We start from the raw sequence: 21,106 nt of genomic DNA on the forward strand, positions 1-21,106 counted from the left end.
CCTTAATAGGGCCGTTTTTGTATCTAAAACTTATCAGTTACATTGTTTGTAGTGCGTCTACAAAATAACTATAAAATCGACCTCGAATTCTTTTGTACTTTAGGTATATACTCATTTCATTATAAAAGCTTTAGGGATAGTTAAATGGCCGATAACTTTCGCGTTATATTTGCAGGACTTGCCGATAACGTTGACATAAAAACAGCGTGCGCAAACTTAGCTGCAAAATTAAAAACGTCAGATGAAAAAGTAGCTCTTTTTTTTAAAGGTAAGCCGCTGTTTGCGCCAAGCGATAAAGACAAAGCGTTAAAACAGACTAAGTTATTAGCAAGCCTAGGTATTAAAAGTAAGCTGCAAGCTGTTTCAAATGCGATTCAAAATAGCTCCCCCGCAGCTGCAAATAACAACCAACGTGATGAACGTATTTTTGATGCACTTGATTACATCACTAGCAGCTTAATACGCCTTGAAGAAAAGCTAGATGAGCTAGAGCAACGCCTTCCTGAAGCTCAATTAAATACACCAGACGAAAGTGTAGACGAATGGCAAAATGACGACCTAATGCTAGATGAGGATTTAGCTACTCCTAAAAAACGCAGTAACTTACTTTTATATTCATTGATTGCAACTGCCACCATTTTGCTAGTTGTACTTGCTGTTTTTTTAATTTTTCCCGATTTATTCTCTTTTTAAAAATGGCTAATTAGTTTAATGAGCAATGAACGCGCACAAATAAGAGCTGAAATTCGTAACACCCGTAAAAACTTGTCAAATAATCAGCAAATAATTGCTGCGCAATCGCTAAAAATGAATTTTATTCAACACTTAAAAAGCGAAAACATAACGAATTCAAAGCATATTGCCATTTATTTAAGTAACGACGGAGAACTAGACACTTCATTGTTAATTAAAGAATTATGGAACTTAAACCATGCTGTTTATCTACCTATAATACACCCATTCAATGGCGCTAATTTACTATTTCAGCGCTATGAGAAAAACTCACCCATGAGGGCAAATCGCTATGGTATCTTGGAGCCTAAGCTGAACTGCTCTCAAATATGCCCATTACCAGCGCTTGATTACCTCCTTATGCCATTAGTGGCATTTGATAAACAAGGTAATCGCCTAGGAATGGGAGGTGGGTTTTACGACCGGACATTGGCACGTTTACATGAACAAAATTGGCAAAAACCGCAACTAATTGGCCTTGCACATGAATGCCAAAAAGTTGATGCTCTACCAATCGAGTCATGGGACGTACCACTTGAAACCATTATCACCCCAGATAAAACATACTGTTGGTAACATTTAATTTTGGTTACTAGCCGCATATTTCTGACATACATGAGCACAAAGCAATGACACAAGACGAATTAAAAAAAGCAGCTGCCTGGGCAGCACTCGAGTTTGTAAAAGAAAACACCATTGTAGGTGTCGGTACAGGCTCTACTGTTAATCACTTTATTGATGCCCTTGGCTCAGTAAAGGACACTATTGTAGGCGCTGTATCAAGCTCAGAAGCGTCAACTGCACGTTTGGAAGCGTTAGGTATTGAAGTGTTTGAACTTAATAACGTTGATGCTTTAGATGTATACGTTGACGGCGCTGACGAAATAAACGCTCAAAACGAAATGATTAAAGGCGGCGGCGCAGCGCTAACACGTGAAAAAATAGTAGCAGCAGTTGCAAAACAGTTTGTGTGTATTGTTGATGACACAAAGCTGGTAGATACATTGGGCGACTTCCCGCTTCCGGTAGAAGTTATTCCAATGGCGCGCAGCTACGTTGCACGAGAATTATTAAAACTTGGTGGTGACCCTGTTTATCGCCAAGGCGTAGTTACCGATAATGGTAACGTTATATTAGATGTATTTAACTTAAAAATTACCAATGCCAAACAACTTGAAACACAAATCAATTCAATTGTTGGCGTAGTTACCAACGGCCTATTTGCGATGCGAGGTGCTGATAAAGTGATTATCGGTACCAAAAATGGGCCACAAATTAAATAGGATGAGGTTATGAGTAAGGTATCGTTAGCAAAAGACAAAATTAAAATTCTCTTGCTTGAAGGTGTTCACCAAAGCGCTGTTGAAACGCTAAAACGTAACGGTTACAGCAATATTGACTACGTTAAAACATCCTTACCTGAGGACGAGCTTAAAGAGCGCATTAAAGATGTTCACTTTGTAGGACTTCGTTCTCGTACTCATATTAACCAAGCCGTATTAGACTCAGCTGAAAAGCTAGTTGCTATTGGTTGTTTTTGTATTGGTACAAACCAAGTTGATTTAGATGCAGCACGCGAACGTGGTATTGCTGTATTTAACGCTCCATTTTCTAATACTCGTTCAGTTGCTGAACTTGTACTTGGCGAAATTCTACTTTTATTACGTGGTATTCCAGAGCGTAATGCAGCGGCTCATCGTGGTGGCTGGTTAAAAACAGCAAATGGTTCGTTTGAAGCACGTGGTAAAACATTAGGTATTATTGGCTACGGTCACATTGGTACTCAGCTAGGTATTATGGCTGAAAATATCGGTATGAACGTGGAGTTTTACGATATCGAAGATAAGTTATCACTGGGCAATGCAACACAAGTTCATAACCTTACTCAGCTGTTACAACGCTCTGATATTATTAGCTTACATGTACCAGAAACACCGCAAACTAAAAACCTTATTGGTACAGCAGAACTTGCAGTTATGAAGCAGGGGTCTATTTTGATCAATGCATCACGCGGAACTGTTGTTGATATTGATGCTCTTGCAGAAGCGCTTACAGAGAAAAAACTAAGTGGTGCAGCAATCGATGTGTTCCCTACTGAGCCAAAATCTAACGATGAAGAATTTGTATCGCCACTGCGCCAATTCGACAATGTTATTTTAACGCCGCACATTGGTGGTTCTACACAAGAAGCGCAAGAAAACATTGGTATTGAAGTAGCGGGTAAATTGGCTAAATATTCAGATAATGGCTCAACTATTACTGCGGTTAACTTCCCTGAAGTATCGCTACCTGAGCTTGCTAATCGTAGCCGTTTATTACACGTACACCACAACCGCCCAGGTGTACTAACGCAAATTAACCAAGCGTTTGCACAGCACGGTATTAATATTGCTGCGCAATACCTACAAACAGACGCATCTATTGGTTATGTAGTTATTGATGTTGATACAGATCAATCTGAAGTAGCACTTAAAGAACTGAGCGCTGTTGAGGGTACAATTAGAGCACGTATTTTACATTAACCATTCTTTGATATTAAAAAAGGGTCCTTATGGACCCTTTTTTGTATTTAGATTACATATACTTTCTCAAGTATTTTTTGAATACCGGATCTGTTGCAGCCAACTCTTTTTGCTCAGCTAATATCTCTTTTAAAATAGCGCCTGAAGTAAGCGGGTTAGCAAGAACCACTCTAAATACAACCGTTGGTTGATTGTCGTATTTAGAAGGCGTTAAGCGTGTACGTGATACAAATGAGCGACCAGACTCGCGTTGACGCTTTTGCATACTGGCAGTAAAACGGTTCAGTGAAGCAAAAATATCTAACCGAGTTGCAGCATCTGCATCGGCTATTGCTTGTTTAATTTGCTTAGGTACATAACGATACGTTAATAAGCACAACTCAGGCTCCGAAATAAGCTCAAAGTCTTCATCAGCCTTAATTAAATCAGCAAAGTAATGTGCTTTTTTGATGCTTCGATCAATCAGCATTTCGTAACCTTTACGACCAATAACACGTAAGCAAGCATGTACTAACATTGCCATACCAGGTCGGCTGCCTTCAAGCGTGTGGCTACCTAAGTCTTTTGAACCTTTACGTAATATATACTCAGCGTGATGTTCTATTGCATCAGTTGCAGCGGGGTCTTTAAATAAAACCAAACCCGCTCCCATTGGTACATACATTTGTTTATGTGCATCGATGGTAATTGAATCTGCTCGCTCAATCCCTTTTAGTAAAGGACGGTGCGTACTCGATAAAAGGGTCGCTCCCCCCCATGCTGCATCTACATGAAAATGGCAGTTAATGTCTTGTGCTAAGTCGGCCATTTCATCAAGTGGGTCAATATTACCGGTTTCGGTTGTCCCCGCGACCCCAATAATCGCCATTACTTTAATACCTTGCGCTTCAAGCTCACGTGCTTTTTCGCGCATAGCTGTTACATCGACTTTATTATTTTCACAGGTTTTAATACCAATTAAGTTATCGCGACCAATGCCGAGTAAATCAACCGATTTACCTAACGAGTAATGCCCGCGTTCTGATATTAATACCGCTAAACCTTTATAACCGTAATGCAGCATACCAGCAATTAAGCCTTGTGCACCTATACCTCTAAAATCGCCATCAGGTTTTAATAAGCGGTTTCGCGCAATCCAAAGCGCAGTAATATTAGCAACCGTACCACCAGAGCAAAATGCACCTAATGAGGTTTTAGCACTGTGCATCCATTTAGAATAAAATGAGTCTTCTTGCCCATAAGCTAAATGATGCATCATCCCAAGCACTTGACGCTCAAGAGGCGTAAACGCTTTAGATGTTTCTATTTTTACTAGATTTTGATTTAGCCCTACCATCAATTTTGACAGCGGTAATAAAAAGTGCGGCAAGGCAGAGGTCATGTGACCAATAAAACTAGGCGCAGCTGTATGCACAGAATGTGCAACAAGTTGCTCCATTATGTCTTGGGCATAAGCAGAGACAAACGTTGGATCTTCTGGGATCACTGCCGATTGAAAATCTTTTTCTATTTCATGTAATGGTTTTTCAATTGCCGCTATATTTTCGTTTAGAAAACCTGCTAAATTACTCGAAATTTCAAGCTCGATTTTGCTTAAAGTTGAGTCTGGCGCTTCAGGTACAGTAAATATACGCTTAAGGCTTTCTTTAGAGGCGACGGCACAACGCTTTTGATCCATCTTAATACCTAGTGTGTGTGTAGCTAAAACACGCGCTTACCGATCAAAAACGCCTACTTATTAGGACATTTGGAGCAATCGTGTTTCTTTAAAAATTGCGCTAACTTTACTGCAATATAACTAAAATGTCTCGTTTAAACCTATAAAAGCAATCAAAGCGATGACAAAAAAATGATAATTTAGGGTCTATTTATCTTTCAAGGTTAAATTTTCAGCAGCCTGTTTGGTATTTAGGCAAGGCAGCGCCTATGTAGTGTGGTTATTCCCCATAAATAGGCGATAACGTAGCATTAATGCCAAACAGGCGCTGCCCAAAGGGTTCTGCCTAGGGTCTATTTACTCTTTGTTGCTCGGTTTTTACTTAGACCACTAGGTTACAAATCTCGCGCCGCGATTAAATCGCCCCTAGTTTGAACAAATTATAATCCGCAAAGATAAACAGACCCTAATTAAAACTCTACCAAACCTAATTATTTATTGGGCATTTACTTATTTTGGGTATAATAAATTTGATAACAAAAAAGGGACACATATGCCAGAAGGAAGAGTCAAAGTTAGTTGGATAGTGGCAGGCTTTAGCTTGTTTTTAATAAGCTTGCTAACCTACGTTTACTACACTTACCAAACCACGCGTGCTGAAATAATGCAGTCGGTTGATAATCGCTTACTTAATGCCGCCACCAGCGTTAAACATATTTTAGGTGACGATTATTTAAGTGCGGTTAATCAAGGCGATAATATAAGTTTTTCTTACTATCAAGATAAAAGTAAACAACTCTCTGAGTTTGCTCAAGCACTTGATATTGCTTATGTCTATTCAATGATTTTAAAAGACGGTAAGGTGCTTTTTAGCTCATCAAGCTACACGCAAGACGATCAGAATAATGGCAAGGTAACTCAATTTTTAGATCTCTACCCTGAAGCTACCGATGCAAATATAAGTGCTTTTTATTCAACAGAGCCAGTATTTGAAATATCGAGCGATCAGTGGGGCCACTTTAAAACAATTTTTATTCCTTACGTTGACCCAATCAACGGCAATACCTATTTAACGGGTGCCGATATAACTATTTATGACTTAAACGAGAAACTTAAAGAAAGCGTATCAAAAGCTGCTGCAATGGCTAGCTTCTTCTTTTTTATCGCGATACTCGTTGCCGCCATATATATTTATTTACTAAAACGGTCTTTAGCAACTGACTCAAGTACTGGTTTTTCAAATCATATTGCACTTGAGTACTTTATTAAAAAAAGTAATGCACATCACATGCAATTAGCCGTTATTTGGGTTAATGAAATAGAAGATATAAACAGTTTTTATGGCACTGAAGTGGGTGACAAGGTAATGAAAAACTTACTTATTCACTTTAAACTTAGAAGCTCTACGCATTGCCATATATACAGACTAGCAACAAATAAAATAGTATTACTCGCGCCTAAGGAAATGAGTAATGACGAATTTACCGACCTCGTAAAAACATATAACTTTAATACACCGGTATTAACTGACCCTTTTATCTACATAACCCTATGTGCAGGTATTGCCAGTGGTAATAAATCGCTACTACTTGAAAACGCTCATATAGCAGCGCTGCAAGCTAAACAAGGCAGGCATAGTGTAGTTAACTACTCAAAAGCGCTACACGATGTAAAAACGCAATATCAATACAATGTAGAAATGGCTAAAGAAGTGCGAGAAGCGTTTGATAACAATCGTATAGTGCCTTACTTTCAACCCATTATTGACACAAATACCAATAAGGTCGTTCAATACGAATGTTTAGCTCGAATGGTAACAGCGCAAGGGGAAGTATTAAAACCTGATGCATTTTTAAATGTTGTTACCCGCTCAAGAATGGACGGAATACTTACCCGTACTATATTTTCACAATGTGTTAGTCGCTTTAGAAAAACCGATATTTGCTGGAGTTTAAATATAACAGCACAAGATATGCTCGACCCTAATTTAAGTGAGTTTATTGCGGACGAACTTAAGCGCTACCCGCATCCTGGTAATATCACATTAGAGCTTTTAGAAACCCAAGCTATTGCCAACTTCTCTGAAGTAAAAGCATTTATTGGAATGGTTAAAACAAAAGGCGTTAAGGTTATTATTGATGACTTTGGTAGTGGTTATTCAAATATATCAAACGTACTTAAGCTTGAAGTAGATGGTATTAAATTAGATGGCGCACTAATAAAGCAAATAGTGAATGACAAAGATATCTACTTGTTTATTGAGCATATAGCCAGCTTTGCTAATCAACTTGGTTTACAATTAATGGCAGAATCGGTAGAAAATACAACCATAGTAACCGCACTTAAAAAGGCGAATGTGACACTAATGCAAGGCAACTATTTTGCCCACCCAGTGCCACATGTTAATACGGTTACAGAAGAATTAGCACTTTAACTTACTTTAACCAGGGCGTGTTGATCTTTGTGGATTGAAATTTGTTCAATCTAGGGGCGATTAAATCGCGGCGCGAGGTTTGTAACCTAGTGGGCTAAGTAAAAACTGAGCAACAAAGAGTTAATCGTCCCTAGAAAGAACCCAAAGGGCAGCACATGTTTGGTCTTTATGCTGCGTTATCGCCTATTTATGGGGAATAACCACACTACATAGGCTCCGCCTTGCCTAAAAACCAAACATGCTGCTGCAAAATCAATCACGAAAGGTCAACACGCCCTAGGTAAGTTTATAACGAGTCGGTGGCTTTGCTGGCCACTGGCCCAGTATTTACGCTCAAAAGGCGTAATTGCATCGTCTGACTCATAAAGTGTTACATCGCAAGGGTTGCCTGTTAATTCAAGCGCCCGAGCAAACTCCTTAACGTAAATATCCCAATTGCTGCGCACTTCTAATTTTCCACCTAACTTAACGATAAATGGAAAAATAGCTGCGCCATGCCAGCGCCTACGAATATGCTTAGATTTAGGCCACGGGTTTGGATACAACAAATAATGGTGCGTAGGTTGCCAATTGGCGGCTACCGCTAAACGCCAAAAGTCATTTAAATCTGCTTGCACTAAGATGTACTGACCACTGTCGGTTTGCTTATATTCAACATCATGCTTATCTAATCGGTGCGAAGATTTATCAATTCCAACTATAAGTGCATCAGGGTGGCGCTTAGCTAAGTTAGCTGAGCTTTCACCCACGCCACAACACGAGTCCAAAATAAGCGGGCCACTAAAGGCTTGTACTTTAGCATTAACCTCGTCAAATGCAGTTTGCGTATGCGCTGCTATTGGCTTTTTAAATTCAGCATCTAAGTGCTTATTTACTATTTCATCAAGCTTTTCGTGAATACCCGCTTGATTAGATACAATACTACGTGAATTTGCATCACTCATTAGTGTCTTAGCCCCACACCTTTTTTAATTAAAGTTAGCGCTAAAGTAAATAACACCGTAATAAACACCAAAATAACACCTAGCGCTACACTTAAATCAACATCCGACACACCTAAAAAGCCATAGCGAAATGCATTTACCATGTAAATAATAGGATTTATTTGCGATACGTTTTGCCAAAATTCTGGCAATAACGTTATTGAATAAAATACACCGCCTAAGTAAGTTAATGGCGTTAGTATAAAGGTGGGAATAATGCTTATATCGTCAAAGCTATTTGCGTAAATTGCATTAATTAAACCACCTAAAGCAAACACAGCTGAGGTTAAAATAACGGTCGCCATAATTACAAAAATATTATGAATTTGAATATCAACAAATAACAACGATACACAAGTAACTATAAAGCCCACCATAATACCGCGCGTCATACCGCCGCCCATATAACCCAGTACAATGATGTAATTAGGCACAGGTGCAACTAAAAGCTCTTCAATGCTTTTTTGAAATTTTGTTGAGTAAAAACTAGAGGCTACGTTGGAATAGGAATTAGTAATAACCGACATCATTATAAGGCCAGGTACAATAAACTCCATATAACTAAAGCCGCCCATATCACCAATACGTGAACCAATTAAGTTACCAAAAATAACAAAATATAAGCTCATCGTAATTGCTGGCGGCACTAAGGTTTGTACCCAGATACGTAAAAAACGAATACACTCTTTAATCCATAAACTCTTTAAGGCTACGCCATATTTAAACATTTATTCGCCCCGCCCTTGCTCTAGTAATCCTACAAATAACTCTTCTAGTCTGTTTGCTTTATTTCGCATACTCAATACTGTATTTTCTTGGGTTGTTAATGCGCTAAATACCGCATTTAAGCCCTGTGATTTAGCGACTTCTACTTCAACAGTATGATCGTCCGTCATCGTAAACTTATAACCTTCAAGCGTGACAGGGTTTGCTGGCATTTTTAAATCTAAAATAAAGGTTTCTTTATCAAGTTTTGCAAGCAGTGCTTTAATGGTGGTGTTTTCAACAATTCGACCAGAATCAATAATCGCTATGTTTTTACACAGTAACTCAGCTTCTTCAAGGTAGTGTGTGGTTAAAATAATAGTAACGCCTTGCTCATTTATTTGGCGTAAAAAATCCCACATTGAACGACGAAGCTCTATGTCTACACCCGCTGTTGGCTCATCAAGTATAAGTAATTTTGGCTCGTGCATAAGGGCGCGTGCAATCATTAATCGACGTTTCATTCCGCCTGAAAGCGTACGTGCTTGCTTGTCTTTTTTCTCTAACAAACCCAGCTGCGCTAAATATTTATCAGCACGTTTATGGGCTTCACCACGTGGCACACCATAATAACCAGCTTGGTTAACCAGTATTTGGCTAAGCGTTTCAAACTGGCTAAAGTTAAACTCTTGCGGCACTAGGCCTAAATGCGCTTTTGCAGCTTCTAAATCAGTATCAATATCACAGCCAAAAACTTCTACTTTGCCTTTTGTTTTATTAACAAGTGACGAAATAACACCAATAGTGGTTGATTTACCGGCTCCATTTGGACCAAGCAAAGCGAAAAAATCGCCCTCTTCAACTTGTAAATCAACGCCTTTAATTGCCTCAACACCATTTTTATAAACCTTGGTAAGGCCTTCTATATTTAAAGCAATATTTTGCTTATTCATTACTTACCCTCACCATAACCCCAACGTTTTGTTAGGTTATGCTCAATATTTAAATGATCTAAAATTCTCGCAACCATAAAATCAACTAAGTCTTCGATACTTTGTGGCTTATGATAAAAACCAGGGGCGGCTGGCATAATTGTTACCCCTAAACGAGATAACTTAAGCATGTTTTCTAAATGAATTTCGTTAAATGGTGTTTCGCGAGGCACTAAAATGAGCTGTCCGCGTTCTTTAATTACCACATCAGCGGCGCGTTCTAATAAATTATCAGACGCCCCCACTGCAATTGCAGAAACCGATCCGGCACTACATGGGCATACTACCATTTTTTTAGGAGCAGCAGAGCCCGAAGCCACAGGACTAAACCAGTTATCTTTACCGTATACTTTTAGTTGTTCAGGTTTGGCATTAAACAGCGTACTTAACTGCTCTGTGGCTTTATCTTCATTTCCAGAGAGCTTAATATTTGATTCTGTATCAAGCACCACGCGTGCTGCACTTGAAATGAGAACGTAGACCTGAAATTGCTGCTCTAGTAATACTTCAAGTAACCTAAGCCCATAAGGCGCACCCGATGCACCACTAAAAGCGAGCGTAATTCTATCTTTAAATTGCACACTATTCTCCGCTGTATTTATCAGCTAAGCCATCAACAAGGTGTTGATGAAGGCCATTAAAGCCGCCATTGCTCATAATTAAAATATGCTGATTAGGCTCAATATTTTCAAGCACCGTATCAATAATTGTTTGCGTGCTGCTAAAGCACTGCATGCCTGCTTTATCTGCTTGCTCTTTTAGCGACCAATTTAGATTCTCTGGTTCAAAAAGGAGTACGTTGTCAGCATCACGCAGTGAATCTAATAATGTATATTGGTGCACGCCCATTTTCATGGTGTTTGAGCGCGGCTCTAAAATAGCGATAATTTTTTCATCGCCTACTTTTGCGCGCAATCCTGCAAGCGTAGTTTTAATTGCTGTTGGGTGATGCGCAAAGTCGTCATACACTTTAATATTATTTATATCCGCTTTTAGCTCCATACGCCTTTTAGGGCTAATAAATTCTTCTAACGCATCAATACTATGATCAACAGCTATACCCACATGGCGCGCTGCTGCGATAGTCATAATCGCATTTTTAACGTTATGCTCGCCTATTGCTTGCCAACAGACAGTGCCCTGCTTTTCGCCATTAAGTAATACATTAAACTCACTTCCATCGGCTTTTATTAATTCATAGCTCCAATCATCGCCTAGCGTTTCGCTTTCGCTCCAAAGCCCTTGTGCTATTACATCATTAAGCGCTACGTCTTGCTTTGGCCAAATTACCTTGCCGCTTTGAGGTAATGTACGCATTAAGTGATGAAATTGTTTTTTTATTGCGTTTAAATCTTCAAAAATATCAGCATGATCGAATTCAAGATTATTTAAGATAAGTGTACGCGGGAGGTAATGTACAAACTTACTGCGCTTATCAAAAAAAGCAGTGTCGTATTCATCGGCTTCAATAACAAAAAATGGCGTTTCACCCACTTTTGCCGATACACCAAAATTTTGCACTATGCCGCCAATTAAAAAACCTGGTTTTAAACCTGCGTACTCTAACACCCACGCAAGCATACTTGCTGTGGTTGTTTTACCATGCGTACCAGCAACCGCAAGCACCCAAGAATCTTGCAGTAAGTTATGCTTAAGCCACTCAGGGCCAGATGTATAAGGCAGACCTTTATCAAGCACATATTCAACACATGGGTTACCCCGGCTCATTGCATTACCAATAACGACCATATCTGGCTTTGGCTCTAATTGAGATACCTCGTAGCCTTGAGTCAGTTCAATGCCAAGCTCTTCAAGTTGCGTACTCATTGGTGGGTAAACGTTTTGATCGGAACCCGTTACTTTATGACCCAACGATTTAGCAATGGCTGCAATGCCACCCATAAACGTGCCACAAATGCCCAAAATATGTATATGCATATACTTTCCTTAAATCGTATGCTCACTTTACAGCTATGCAAAGTTTAATGGCGCTATAATGCCAAAATTCGTGCTTAGTTACCATTGCGAGTAAGCATTTCACTCGTGCCAAAATGACCACTTGATAATAAAAAAGCCTTCTTAATTAGAAGGCTTTTTTATTAGTCATTATTTGCTACATCATTAAAAATACTATTAAACCTACACCGAGCAATAAACGATATATCACAAATGGCAACATGCCCATTCGCTCTATTACTTTTAAAAACATAAATATACATGCATAAGCCGATAAGAACGATAGCACTACACCTAGTAATAATGTATTCCAATCAACCACATGGTCACCCAAAGCAAGCTCTGCAGTATAATAAAGCCCCATCATAGAAATAATTGGAATTGCCAGTAAGAACGAAAAACGCGCTGCGCTTTGCTTATTCATTCCAAGCATTAAACCAGCAGTCATCGTGATACCTGAGCGAGAAGTTCCCGGGATCATTGCAACAGCTTGTGCAAAACCAATAATAAGTGCTGTTTTCCAATTAAGCTGATAAATAGTTTTAATTTGCTTACCTTTTGCATCCGCGTACCAAAGCAATAAACCAAACACAATTGTGGTAGTAGCAATTACCCAAGCGCTTCGTAGGTACAACTCTATAAAGTCTTTTAAAATTAAGCCTAAAATAGCGGCAGGCACAGTGCCTAAAATTATCCACCAACCTAGCTTACTATCATCACTAGTACCTTGTGCTCCAAAGGATTTAAACCACGCACTGAGTATGTCGACGACCTCTTTGCGAAAATAAATAACAACGGCAATTAAAGTACCAACATGTACTGCCACGTCAAACGCAAGCCCTTGATCTTCCCAGCCTAAAATTTGCGATGGGAGAATTAAGTGCGCAGAACTAGATATTGGTAAAAACTCAGTAAATCCCTGTATGAGGGCTAAAATAATTATTTCGATGATACTCATGGGTTAGAAAACTCCACCTTCCATAGCTTTTGTTGAGGGTTATTATATTCATTCCATAACTGCGCAATCGTTTGTTTAGCAACAGGATGATAGAAATCTGGGGCAACCTCGCTAAGAGGTTGTAATACAAATGCGTTTTTAGTTATTTCATCTCGTGGTAATTGTGCTGGAGAAGCGCAAATTACATCATCGTAAAATAGTAAATCTAAATCGAGCGTTCGTGGACTAAACTTTTTATCGTTCGCTGTGCGTCCATTATCACGCTCTATTTGTTTTAATAAAGCGCATACATCAACAAGCGACATATCAGTTGTAGCGCCAACGACTGAATTATAAAAATTATTGCCAGCAAACCCAACTGCTTCACTTTCAAAAACAGACGAGTGTACAATATGTTCAAAGTGCTGCTTAAGTGCAATTAATGCACATTGTATATAATGCGCTTTATTTATATTTGATCCTAGGCTGATATAAATTTGAGCCATTTAGTCAGTTGCCTTAACACGTGTAATTTCAACACCTACAGTTTGCGCTTGTGCTACTGCTGCTGGTTTACTTACTCTTATAGTAACTTGTGGAGTATTAAACTCGCTTAAAATAATATGCGCTAATTGTTCAACTAAAGTTTCTAGCAACTCTACAGGTTTTAAAGTGCAGTGCTCAATAACTCGCTCACTTACTTTTGAGTAATCCAGTGCTAAATTAATATCGTCATTTTCAGCTGCAGGCTTAATATCGCTTAGCATTTCAATATCAAAATAAAGGCTCTGTTTACTTTCTTTTTCAAAGTCGTACACTCCAATAATAGTGTCGACGTGCAATTGAGATATAAAAACCTTATCCATTGATACTCCAAATAACAACAAACTACTAAGCAACTATACTAAGCATCAATAAAATTAATACTGTATATGGTTTAGCCAGTGTTTAAATATGTAAAAATAACTTCTACAATAGCAAAATAACTAAACTAGCTATTAAATAGCCTGTTAATAATTTTTACGATAAATTTTGCTGTCAATAATAGCCTAAAAGCACTATCAATTGGTATAGCAATTAAAAAATAAGGAAGCGCGTGTTAGCCACTATAATGTTTGTTTTAGCTTATTTACTTGGGTCGATTTCGTCGGCTATTTTAGTGTCGCGGTTGTTCAAACTCCCAGACCCTCGTAATAGTGGTTCTAATAACCCAGGAGCTACAAATGTTTATAGATTAGGCGGAGCATTTCCGGCTTGCTTGGTTCTAGTGTTTGATATTTTAAAAGGCACTATTCCGGTATGGGGGGCTTATTTTTTAGAAGTTGAACCTTTAGAGCTTGGTTTAGTCGCAGTAGCTGCTTGTTTAGGCCATATGTACCCACTGTTTTTTAGCTTCAAAGGCGGTAAAGCCGTAGCAACGGCATTTGGCTCATTATTACCTATTGGCTTATCATTGGCAGGTTTACTTGTGTGTACTTGGTTAGTTATAGTGGCAATAACACGCTATTCATCACTGGCGGCGCTTGTAGCTGTATCTTTAGCGCCCTTGTATACATGGCTAATAAAGCCACTTTATACTCTTCCCGTTACTTTTATCACGCTGTTAATTATATTTCGTCACCGTACTAATATTATTCGATTATTTAGTGGGGAAGAACCAAAAGTGGGTGCTAAAAAAGCACCCACCGATGAAAACAAAAATATCTAAAATATGAGTCATTAAATCGGCTCAAGGCTATCTATAGGCCAACGAGGTTTTGTTTTCATATCAAGCGTGGCAAATTGCCCTGCTTTTAAACGTTGCATTCCGGCATAAGCAATCATTGCACCATTGTCGGTACAAAATTCAGTACGCGGATAAAACACTTCGCCTTTCATACCCTTCATTACGCGTTCAAGCTGCAGTCGAAGCTGTGTATTTGCACTCACACCACCGGCGATGACCAAACGCTTAATACCTGTTTGTTTAAGCGCACGCTTACACTTAATAACGAGCGTATCAATAACCGCCGTTTGAAATGCATGCGCTATATCAGCTTTGGTTTGATCGTCGTCGTCATTTTCACGAATCGTGATTGATGCCGCTGTTTTTAAACCACTAAAACTAAAATCAAGTCCTGGCTTGTCGGTCATAGGGCGAGGAAATACAAAACGCTTTGCTACGCCTTGTTCGGCCATTTTAGCTAAGCGTGGACCACCGGGGTAATCAAGACCAAGTAACTTAGCCGTTTTATCAAAGGCCTCGCCTGCGGCATCATCAACTGACTCACCTAGTACTTCGTATTGTCCAATACCTGCTACTTTAACCATCATGGTATGACCGCCCGATACAAGCAATGCAATAAACGGAAACTCAGGGGTATTTTCCTCAAGCATCGGAGCAAGTAAATGCCCTTCCATGTGATGTACTGCTACCGCAGGTATATCCCAGCCGTATGCTAATGAACGACCAATAGACGTACCTACCAATAATGCACCAACTAGACCTGGGCCTGCAGTATAAGCAATACCGTCTAAATCTTCAGGGCCACAACCTGCTTGTGCAAATGCTGCATCTATAAGTGGTAATGTTTTACGAACATGATCGCGCGATGCAAGTTCCGGCACTACACCGCCGTAATCAGCGTGTACTTTTACTTGGCTGTATAATTGATGAGCTAACAAGCCTTTTTCGTCATCATATATTGCAATACCCGTTTCATCACATGACGATTCAATGCCTAAAATTCGCACTGTACTTCTCCTGCCTTTTAAATTCTACTTTGCTTCTTTTATAACGTAAGACCAATATTTGTTTGGCCATCTTCAAGGGCAAACTTTTTAAGTGCCTTTACGCTATCAGAGGTAATACGCCCCATATTTTCTACAAAATCAATTAGCTCACCTAATACTTCAATTTCGTACTGCATTAATGGGTGCTCTCTCACTGCTGTGTTATCAGCAATCTCACCTTCAACCGTCATTTGATATTCAATAAAGCGAGCCACTGTTGCTTGAGATATTTTGCTCACACTAATGAACTCTTGCTCATCTTGCGCCACTAAACCGTGCATTAAGCTAAGTAAAGACGTTGCAGCATCAATAGCAGGATAAGTACCAAACATATCAAAATCAGCAAGTTCAGGAACATTTGGCTCTATTTTTTCAACTTGTTTTTCGAGATCTATTTTACTTTTAGGCAGTAAGATTTTTTCCCAACAAACATTAAGCGAATTACGTAATAAGGTTTCATCACCAAACCCCGTTGCTTCGCTAAATAAACCGTAATTTGGCAGCATTCGCTCTATTAAAGCACTTGCTAAAACGGCCTTTTGTAAATAGTTAAGCTCTCTAATACGCTGAAAATTATTTGCTTTAGTCATTCTTTAACGTCTCACACGACCAACAAAAATCAAATGTTGATCCATTATGCTCATTACAATTAGGGCATACCCAATCTGGAGCGGATTGTTTTACTTGTTGATAGTTTACCAATATTTGCCGCGCATGGCGCTCTTTTATCGCATAAACCTGCACACTAACTTGCGCCTGATCATATGGAATTTCTCCAAGCGCCCCTTGGAGCATCTCGCCTTTAATTTTACACTCTATTCCAGCAGTTTGTATTAAGCCTTTTACGATATTCGCTTCCAAGGTATTTTCAGCTTTATAAATTGTAACCCATTGAAAAGAGCTATCTGTTGAATTGTTATTATTAATATTTTGCAATATTCACCTCATTTATTTTGTGTTAACAATATCCTGCGCTAAATTATTAGCATGCTGTACTTTTAAGGAATAAACATGACACTAACAACCCCTGGCTTACTTTTTCCGGCCATATCGCTGCTATTACTCGCCTATACAAACCGATTTTTAGTTTTAGCGCAATTAATTAGGGAGCTAAATGCGCGTGAAGGTGAATCTATTCGGCCTGTTGTAGTGGCTCAAATCACTAACTTACGTAAACGTATTAAGCTAATTAGAACGATGCAAGTGTACGGGGTAGCCTCTTTTCTACTGTGTACACTATCAATGTTTGCATTATTTATTGAGTTTAATGCCACAGGAATTATTTTATTTGGCATTAGCTTAGCTTGCTTAAGTTTATCGTTATTAACGTCTTTATTTGAAATACATATTTCCTGTGATGCAATCGAGATAGAACTACAAAGCATTGAAAATAAACCACTAAGTAGCCGAATAAATAGAAATTTTGTAAAATAGTTTATTATAAATAAAACACTCTATTATTTGTCACAATCATGTTGTATGAACGCCCCTTTTTGGGGCGTACTTTTTTATTAATTAGAACAATTTAATCCAAATATACTAACTAACTTACTGACTACAAATAAGTTTACTTAGCTAGCCCATTGCAAAAACATAGATAAAATACAATAAACAACTAGTTATGAATTTAAAAAGTAATACTATTTGGTCGCTTTTCTCTTTAATTAATACTAAAAGGGGGGTATCCTGCTGGAAACACGTATGAACTTGCAACCGTATTTCAATATAGAATTTTACTAAACTTTAGAATAAAAATTAATATATTTGATGTCCGTGGTATCTGCGACTTACTTATAAAAAGGGACTATAAAGTGAGATTTGAACAATTAGAGCAATTTGTAGCACTTGGTATATTACGTCATTTTAGACAAGCTGCTGAACAAACCCAAATTAGTACTTCAGCGCTAACGCGCAGCATTCAAACACTTGAAGATGAAATGGGATATGAGTTAGTAAAACGCTCAACACGCTCTGTTAAATTAACGCCAGAAGGCGAGCTTTTTCTAGAATATGCTAAAACAACCCTATCGGAACTTGAGCTAACGAAAAAGCGGATTTTTCAATCAGTAAACGGTAATGCCAATGAAAAGCTCGTTATTGGGTATACCAATAAGGCAAGCAGCATAGTACCTATTTCTTGTGGACAGTTTTTAGCTCAATACCCTCATATAAAAATTGAGATGCAGCTACAAGATCAGCAAGAGTTAACACGCAAACTCCAACAAGGTGAAATAGACATTAGCGTATACTCTCAAGCTATTAATAGTATTGGCAGTGACATTCACTTACCTGATCAGCTTGTGTTATTTGTTTCAAAAAACCACCCTCTTGCCCATAAAAACGATATAAGTAAACAAAACCTTGATAACTATCCGATGTTTGGCTGTTTCTCTGAGTCTAAACAAGTACAAACTATGCTTAATGAAGCAATTGATTCTTTAAATAAATCATCAAGTATTAAAGTGGGCAGTATTGAGCAAGTAATGGCAGGTGTAGTTAAATCAGATCATTTTGCTATTGCAAGCATTGAACATGCTAATGCAATCGCAGAGAATTCTGAATTAGTACAACTTAAAACAAATAAAGATTTAAACCACGAACAACTCGTTGTACAAACAAGCCAACAGACGTCGATTACTGAACATGTAGAGCATTTACTATCGCTTATAAAAAAAGCGGGTGCTGCATTTAGCTAATCTGATGTTTCAAAAAGTGCGGCACAATAAACAGTAGCTTTTAACAGCTTTTCGGCTACACTGTCGCACCTTTTTTAAACAGCTGATGTGAATGAACACACTTTTTGGTCCTGATGTCTATTTAGATGATATAGAACGCCAAGGATATACCGTAATTCATAACGCGCTTATTGCCGATTTAGTTAACGATTTAGTTGCAGACTGCCACCGTATAAACCCTCACTTTAGCCTTGCTGGTATTGGTCGATTAAATGACTTACAAATAGATAAAACCGTACGTACTGATAAAACCTATTGGTTTGACGGCAGCTCTCAAGCACAGCTTACCTATCAAGCAATAATGCAAAGTATAAAGACCACGTTAAATCGCAGTTTTTTTATGGGGTTATTTGATTACGAATGCCATTATGCAAAATATACACAGGGTGATTTTTACAAAAAGCACTTAGATGCATTTAAAGGTCGCTCTAATCGAGTATTTACAACGGTACTTTATTTAAATACGCCTAAGCAAGGTGGCGAACTTGTTATTTATAAACCTAAAAGTAAAGAGATAGAAATAACAATTAAACCAACTGCTGGCACATTAGTAATGTTTGAAAGCGAACGCTTTGCCCACGAAGTACTTCCCGCCGTTGACGATCGCTATTCTATTGCAGGCTGGTTTAGAAAAAACGCCTCTATTAGCGGCATTATTGATCCGCCCCGATAACTCCTAATAGAGCATTTTAACAGCCTTTATTGAGGCTTTTAAAATGCTATTGGGTATGAAAGTAATAACCCTATAAAGATAGCCAAACCCACGTAATGATTATTTAAAAACGCTTTAAAACAGGCATCTCTTTCACGTTTATGAATAAGCGTTTGTTGGTATGCCAATAGGCCCGCAGCAATACTTAAACCAACGCCAAATGCGACACTTAAATGATTGCTTATACCAATAAAAGCAACCAACGCTATAAATACAGCATTAAGTAAAAAGATAATATGGCGGTCGTATTTACCAAATAAAATAGCGGTTGATTTTACCCCTATTTTTAAATCGTCGTCCCTATCAACCATCGCATACATGGTATCGTAAGCCACTGTCCAGCAAATATTGGCTATAAATAATAACCATGCCTGCTTTGGTAGTGCATTAATTGAAGCCATATAAGCCATAGGAATAGCCCAACCAAATGCAGCCCCTAAAATAACTTGAGGTAACTGTGTATAGCGCTTCATAAAGGGGTAACAAAAGGCTAAAGCCAAAGCACCAAAAGAAAGCAAAATAGTATTGACGCTAAGCATTAATACTAAAATGAACGCAATAACTATGAGTAGTAAAAATAGGCTAAGTGCTTCACCACTACTCACCTGTCCTGAAGCTAGCGGCCGTTGAGCTGTGCGTTTTACCGAGCCGTCTATTTTTCTATCTGCAAAATCATTAATTACACACCCTGCGCTACGCATAACAACAACGCCCAGCGTAAATATAATAAAGTTGAGTAAGCTCGGCACCCCACTATTAGCAAGCCATAAAGCCCAGTATGTTGGCCAAAGTAATAACAAGGTACCAATGGGCTTATCTATACGCATTAACTGTATATAATAAGGAATATGTTTTGGCTTTAAAGCGGCTAATTTCATGAGTATAAATATGCTCCAGGTAAAAACACTTCACACACTAAAAACTTATATTCTTTGAGTGAGAATACACTTCGACGCCCTAGTAAGTTTTTCTCGGGTAAGTTCAATTTTGTAACTAATTGCTGAATAGGGTGCGTGTCATCAAAATAAGCAATTTCTATATCCGTTCGTTTTAATGCTGGGTCTTGAAAAATCACATCACCTAAAGGACGCTCGCCCATATTGTGCAAAGGATTAATAGAATCATTTTTAGGAAGCCAGCTTTGTGCGTACACCACAGGTTTGTTATCGCACAGTAAGAGAACTTCTCTATTAATAGCTGTTTTAGCTGTGCTGTTTAGTAGTAAGTTTTGCTCTGGGCTTAAAGTAAATAACTGCTCACTTAATACCTTTACATTAAAAGTTTTTGAGTTACTTTTTAATTTAGCCGTTAATGAATTCTGTTCAAAAAGCCACTCTTGCTCTAGAGGAGATAAGTCACTTATATAAGAAGTGGACTGCCAATTAGCAGATATAGACAGAGGATAAGTAATCACAATAGCTCAACAAAATAAAAAACAACGAGATGATACCATTGCCAAAGCTTTTGAAAAAGTGATGTTTTATAACCATAAATAATTGCTTGGCGCTGTTTATTACCTACTATTAAGTATAAACTATTTGTAACAAGTTTTAAGAAACGCTTTAAATATGAAAAAAATAGTATACGCAGGTCTTTTTACGTTCTTTGTAAGCGTTATAAGCTTTACAGCTCGTGCTGAATCCACAGTTGGTTATTTTGGTTTTGAGCCAGATATAATCACCAACTACATTGGCGCATCAAGTAAAAAAATGGGCTATGTGCGTGTAACTATTGATTTAATGCTTACTGACACTTCTGATATTGCAGTGGTTGAACACCACACGCCATTACTTCGTGATGCCCTAGTAGAGATTTTATCTAAAGAACCAGAAGAAAAAATAAAATCACTTACTGGCCGTGAAGAAATACGTGCAAAGTGCGCCGAAAAACTAAAAAGCCTGCTAAAAGAAGAAACAGGACAAGAGATCATCCGTGAAGTCTTGTTCACTAAATATTTATATCATTAGTA

24 protein-coding genes are annotated in these 21,106 nt (G+C 38.4%); 10 read left to right on the top strand and 14 right to left on the bottom strand.

Going from position 1 to position 21,106, the window contains the following annotated elements; all coding sequences use genetic code 11:
* The first annotated feature begins 144 nt into the window (after positions 1-144).
* From AC5NT5_RS13075 to serA, 4 genes are read left to right on the top strand one after another with little or no spacing between them, the layout of a single operon-like run.
* Positions 145-693, top strand: a complete 549-nt coding sequence (locus AC5NT5_RS13075; RefSeq protein ID WP_024595234.1) for a hypothetical protein — start codon at positions 145-147, stop codon at positions 691-693.
* Positions 694-711: 18 nt separating this feature from the next.
* A complete protein-coding gene (locus AC5NT5_RS13080) occupies positions 712-1,308 on the top strand; it encodes a 5-formyltetrahydrofolate cyclo-ligase (protein ID WP_182716857.1) in 597 nt (198 codons plus the stop codon).
* Positions 1,309-1,361: 53 nt separating this feature from the next.
* Positions 1,362-2,015, top strand: a complete 654-nt coding sequence (gene rpiA, locus AC5NT5_RS13085) for a ribose-5-phosphate isomerase RpiA (protein ID WP_002958979.1) — start codon at positions 1,362-1,364, stop codon at positions 2,013-2,015.
* 9 nt (positions 2,016-2,024) lie between these two features.
* Positions 2,025-3,254 carry a phosphoglycerate dehydrogenase gene (gene serA, locus AC5NT5_RS13090; RefSeq protein WP_024595232.1) on the top strand — a complete coding sequence of 410 codons (1,230 nt, stop codon included), beginning with the start codon at positions 2,025-2,027 and terminating at the stop codon, positions 3,252-3,254.
* A gap of 52 nt (positions 3,255-3,306) precedes the next feature.
* Here the strand turns inward: serA and panP are convergent, their stop codons facing one another.
* Entirely contained in the window at positions 3,307-4,932 is a 1,626-nt protein-coding gene (panP, locus tag AC5NT5_RS13095; RefSeq protein WP_002958981.1) for a pyridoxal-dependent aspartate 1-decarboxylase PanP, read from the bottom strand.
* 532 nt (positions 4,933-5,464) lie between these two features.
* Here panP and AC5NT5_RS13100 point away from each other — a divergent pair.
* Positions 5,465-7,345, top strand: coding sequence for a bifunctional diguanylate cyclase/phosphodiesterase (locus AC5NT5_RS13100; RefSeq protein WP_033020723.1), 1,881 nt, complete (start codon positions 5,465-5,467; stop codon positions 7,343-7,345).
* A 266-nt stretch (positions 7,346-7,611) separates the two neighbouring features.
* On the opposite strand, the gene trmB is transcribed toward AC5NT5_RS13100, so the two are convergent.
* From trmB to folB, 8 genes are all read right to left on the bottom strand, one after another.
* Positions 7,612-8,289: a tRNA (guanine(46)-N(7))-methyltransferase TrmB gene (gene trmB / locus AC5NT5_RS13105; protein WP_024603594.1), complete on the bottom strand. Its 678-nt coding sequence runs from the start codon at positions 8,287-8,289 to the stop codon at positions 7,612-7,614.
* A complete protein-coding gene (locus AC5NT5_RS13110; RefSeq protein WP_002961025.1) occupies positions 8,289-9,056 on the bottom strand; it encodes an ABC transporter permease in 768 nt (255 codons plus the stop codon). Before AC5NT5_RS13110 ends, trmB begins: the two co-directional genes overlap by 1 nt.
* A complete protein-coding gene (locus AC5NT5_RS13115; protein ID WP_494513984.1) occupies positions 9,057-9,986 on the bottom strand; it encodes an ABC transporter ATP-binding protein in 930 nt (309 codons plus the stop codon).
* Positions 9,986-10,606, bottom strand: coding sequence for a flavin prenyltransferase UbiX (locus AC5NT5_RS13120; protein ID WP_002961027.1), 621 nt, complete (start codon positions 10,604-10,606; stop codon positions 9,986-9,988). Before AC5NT5_RS13120 ends, AC5NT5_RS13115 begins: the two co-directional genes overlap by 1 nt.
* 1 nt (position 10,607) lies before the next feature.
* A complete protein-coding gene (gene mpl / locus AC5NT5_RS13125; RefSeq protein WP_494513983.1) occupies positions 10,608-11,963 on the bottom strand; it encodes a UDP-N-acetylmuramate:L-alanyl-gamma-D-glutamyl-meso-diaminopimelate ligase in 1,356 nt (451 codons plus the stop codon).
* 175 nt (positions 11,964-12,138) lie between these two features.
* Positions 12,139-12,939, bottom strand: coding sequence for an undecaprenyl-diphosphate phosphatase (locus AC5NT5_RS13130; RefSeq protein ID WP_182725119.1), 801 nt, complete (start codon positions 12,937-12,939; stop codon positions 12,139-12,141).
* The gene (folK, locus tag AC5NT5_RS13135; protein WP_024604057.1) at positions 12,936-13,424 is read right to left on the bottom strand and encodes a 2-amino-4-hydroxy-6-hydroxymethyldihydropteridine diphosphokinase; all 489 of its coding nucleotides are present in this window, start codon (positions 13,422-13,424) and stop codon (positions 12,936-12,938) included. Before folK ends, AC5NT5_RS13130 begins: the two co-directional genes overlap by 4 nt.
* Positions 13,425-13,784, bottom strand: a complete 360-nt coding sequence (gene folB, locus AC5NT5_RS13140) for a dihydroneopterin aldolase (protein ID WP_024604056.1) — start codon at positions 13,782-13,784, stop codon at positions 13,425-13,427.
* A 230-nt stretch (positions 13,785-14,014) separates the two neighbouring features.
* Between folB and plsY the strand changes: the two genes are divergently transcribed.
* Positions 14,015-14,626 (top strand): glycerol-3-phosphate 1-O-acyltransferase PlsY, encoded by a 612-nt coding sequence (gene plsY, locus AC5NT5_RS13145; protein ID WP_002961038.1) that lies wholly within the window; start codon positions 14,015-14,017, stop codon positions 14,624-14,626.
* A gap of 11 nt (positions 14,627-14,637) precedes the next feature.
* Here the strand turns inward: plsY and tsaD are convergent, their stop codons facing one another.
* The 3 genes from tsaD to AC5NT5_RS13160 are packed head-to-tail and all read right to left on the bottom strand — an operon-like array spanning position 14,638 to position 16,626.
* Entirely contained in the window at positions 14,638-15,651 is a 1,014-nt protein-coding gene (gene tsaD / locus AC5NT5_RS13150; RefSeq protein WP_165744224.1) for a tRNA (adenosine(37)-N6)-threonylcarbamoyltransferase complex transferase subunit TsaD, read from the bottom strand.
* Positions 15,652-15,689: 38 nt separating this feature from the next.
* Positions 15,690-16,280 carry a YjaG family protein gene (locus AC5NT5_RS13155; protein ID WP_002961040.1) on the bottom strand — a complete coding sequence of 197 codons (591 nt, stop codon included), beginning with the start codon at positions 16,278-16,280 and terminating at the stop codon, positions 15,690-15,692.
* On the bottom strand, positions 16,273-16,626 hold the full coding sequence (locus tag AC5NT5_RS13160) for a putative signal transducing protein (RefSeq protein ID WP_002961041.1): 354 nt from the start codon (positions 16,624-16,626) through the stop codon (positions 16,273-16,275). Before AC5NT5_RS13160 ends, AC5NT5_RS13155 begins: the two co-directional genes overlap by 8 nt.
* 75 nt (positions 16,627-16,701) lie before the next feature.
* Between AC5NT5_RS13160 and AC5NT5_RS13165 the strand changes: the two genes are divergently transcribed.
* From AC5NT5_RS13165 to AC5NT5_RS13175, 3 genes are all read left to right on the top strand, one after another.
* Positions 16,702-17,124 (top strand): DUF2721 domain-containing protein, encoded by a 423-nt coding sequence (locus AC5NT5_RS13165; protein ID WP_002961042.1) that lies wholly within the window; start codon positions 16,702-16,704, stop codon positions 17,122-17,124.
* Positions 17,125-17,501: 377 nt separating this feature from the next.
* On the top strand, positions 17,502-18,386 hold the full coding sequence (locus AC5NT5_RS13170) for a LysR family transcriptional regulator (protein WP_182720489.1): 885 nt from the start codon (positions 17,502-17,504) through the stop codon (positions 18,384-18,386).
* Positions 18,387-18,477: 91 nt separating this feature from the next.
* Positions 18,478-19,098: a 2OG-Fe(II) oxygenase gene (locus AC5NT5_RS13175; protein WP_002961046.1), complete on the top strand. Its 621-nt coding sequence runs from the start codon at positions 18,478-18,480 to the stop codon at positions 19,096-19,098.
* A gap of 38 nt (positions 19,099-19,136) precedes the next feature.
* Here AC5NT5_RS13175 and ubiA read toward each other — a convergent pair whose 3' ends face one another.
* A complete protein-coding gene (gene ubiA, locus AC5NT5_RS13180) occupies positions 19,137-20,015 on the bottom strand; it encodes a 4-hydroxybenzoate octaprenyltransferase (protein WP_182780322.1) in 879 nt (292 codons plus the stop codon).
* Positions 20,012-20,551, bottom strand: coding sequence for a chorismate--pyruvate lyase family protein (locus AC5NT5_RS13185; RefSeq protein WP_002961048.1), 540 nt, complete (start codon positions 20,549-20,551; stop codon positions 20,012-20,014). The genes ubiA and AC5NT5_RS13185 overlap by 4 nt, the downstream gene beginning before the upstream one ends.
* Positions 20,552-20,705: 154 nt before the next feature.
* On the opposite strand from AC5NT5_RS13185, the gene AC5NT5_RS13190 reads away from it, so the two are divergent.
* Positions 20,706-21,104, top strand: a complete 399-nt coding sequence (locus tag AC5NT5_RS13190) for a flagellar basal body-associated protein FliL (RefSeq protein ID WP_002961049.1) — start codon at positions 20,706-20,708, stop codon at positions 21,102-21,104.
* Positions 21,105-21,106: the final 2 nt, after the last annotated feature.

The sequence above is a fragment of the Pseudoalteromonas sp. J2K-J599 genome, assembly GCF_059295115.2.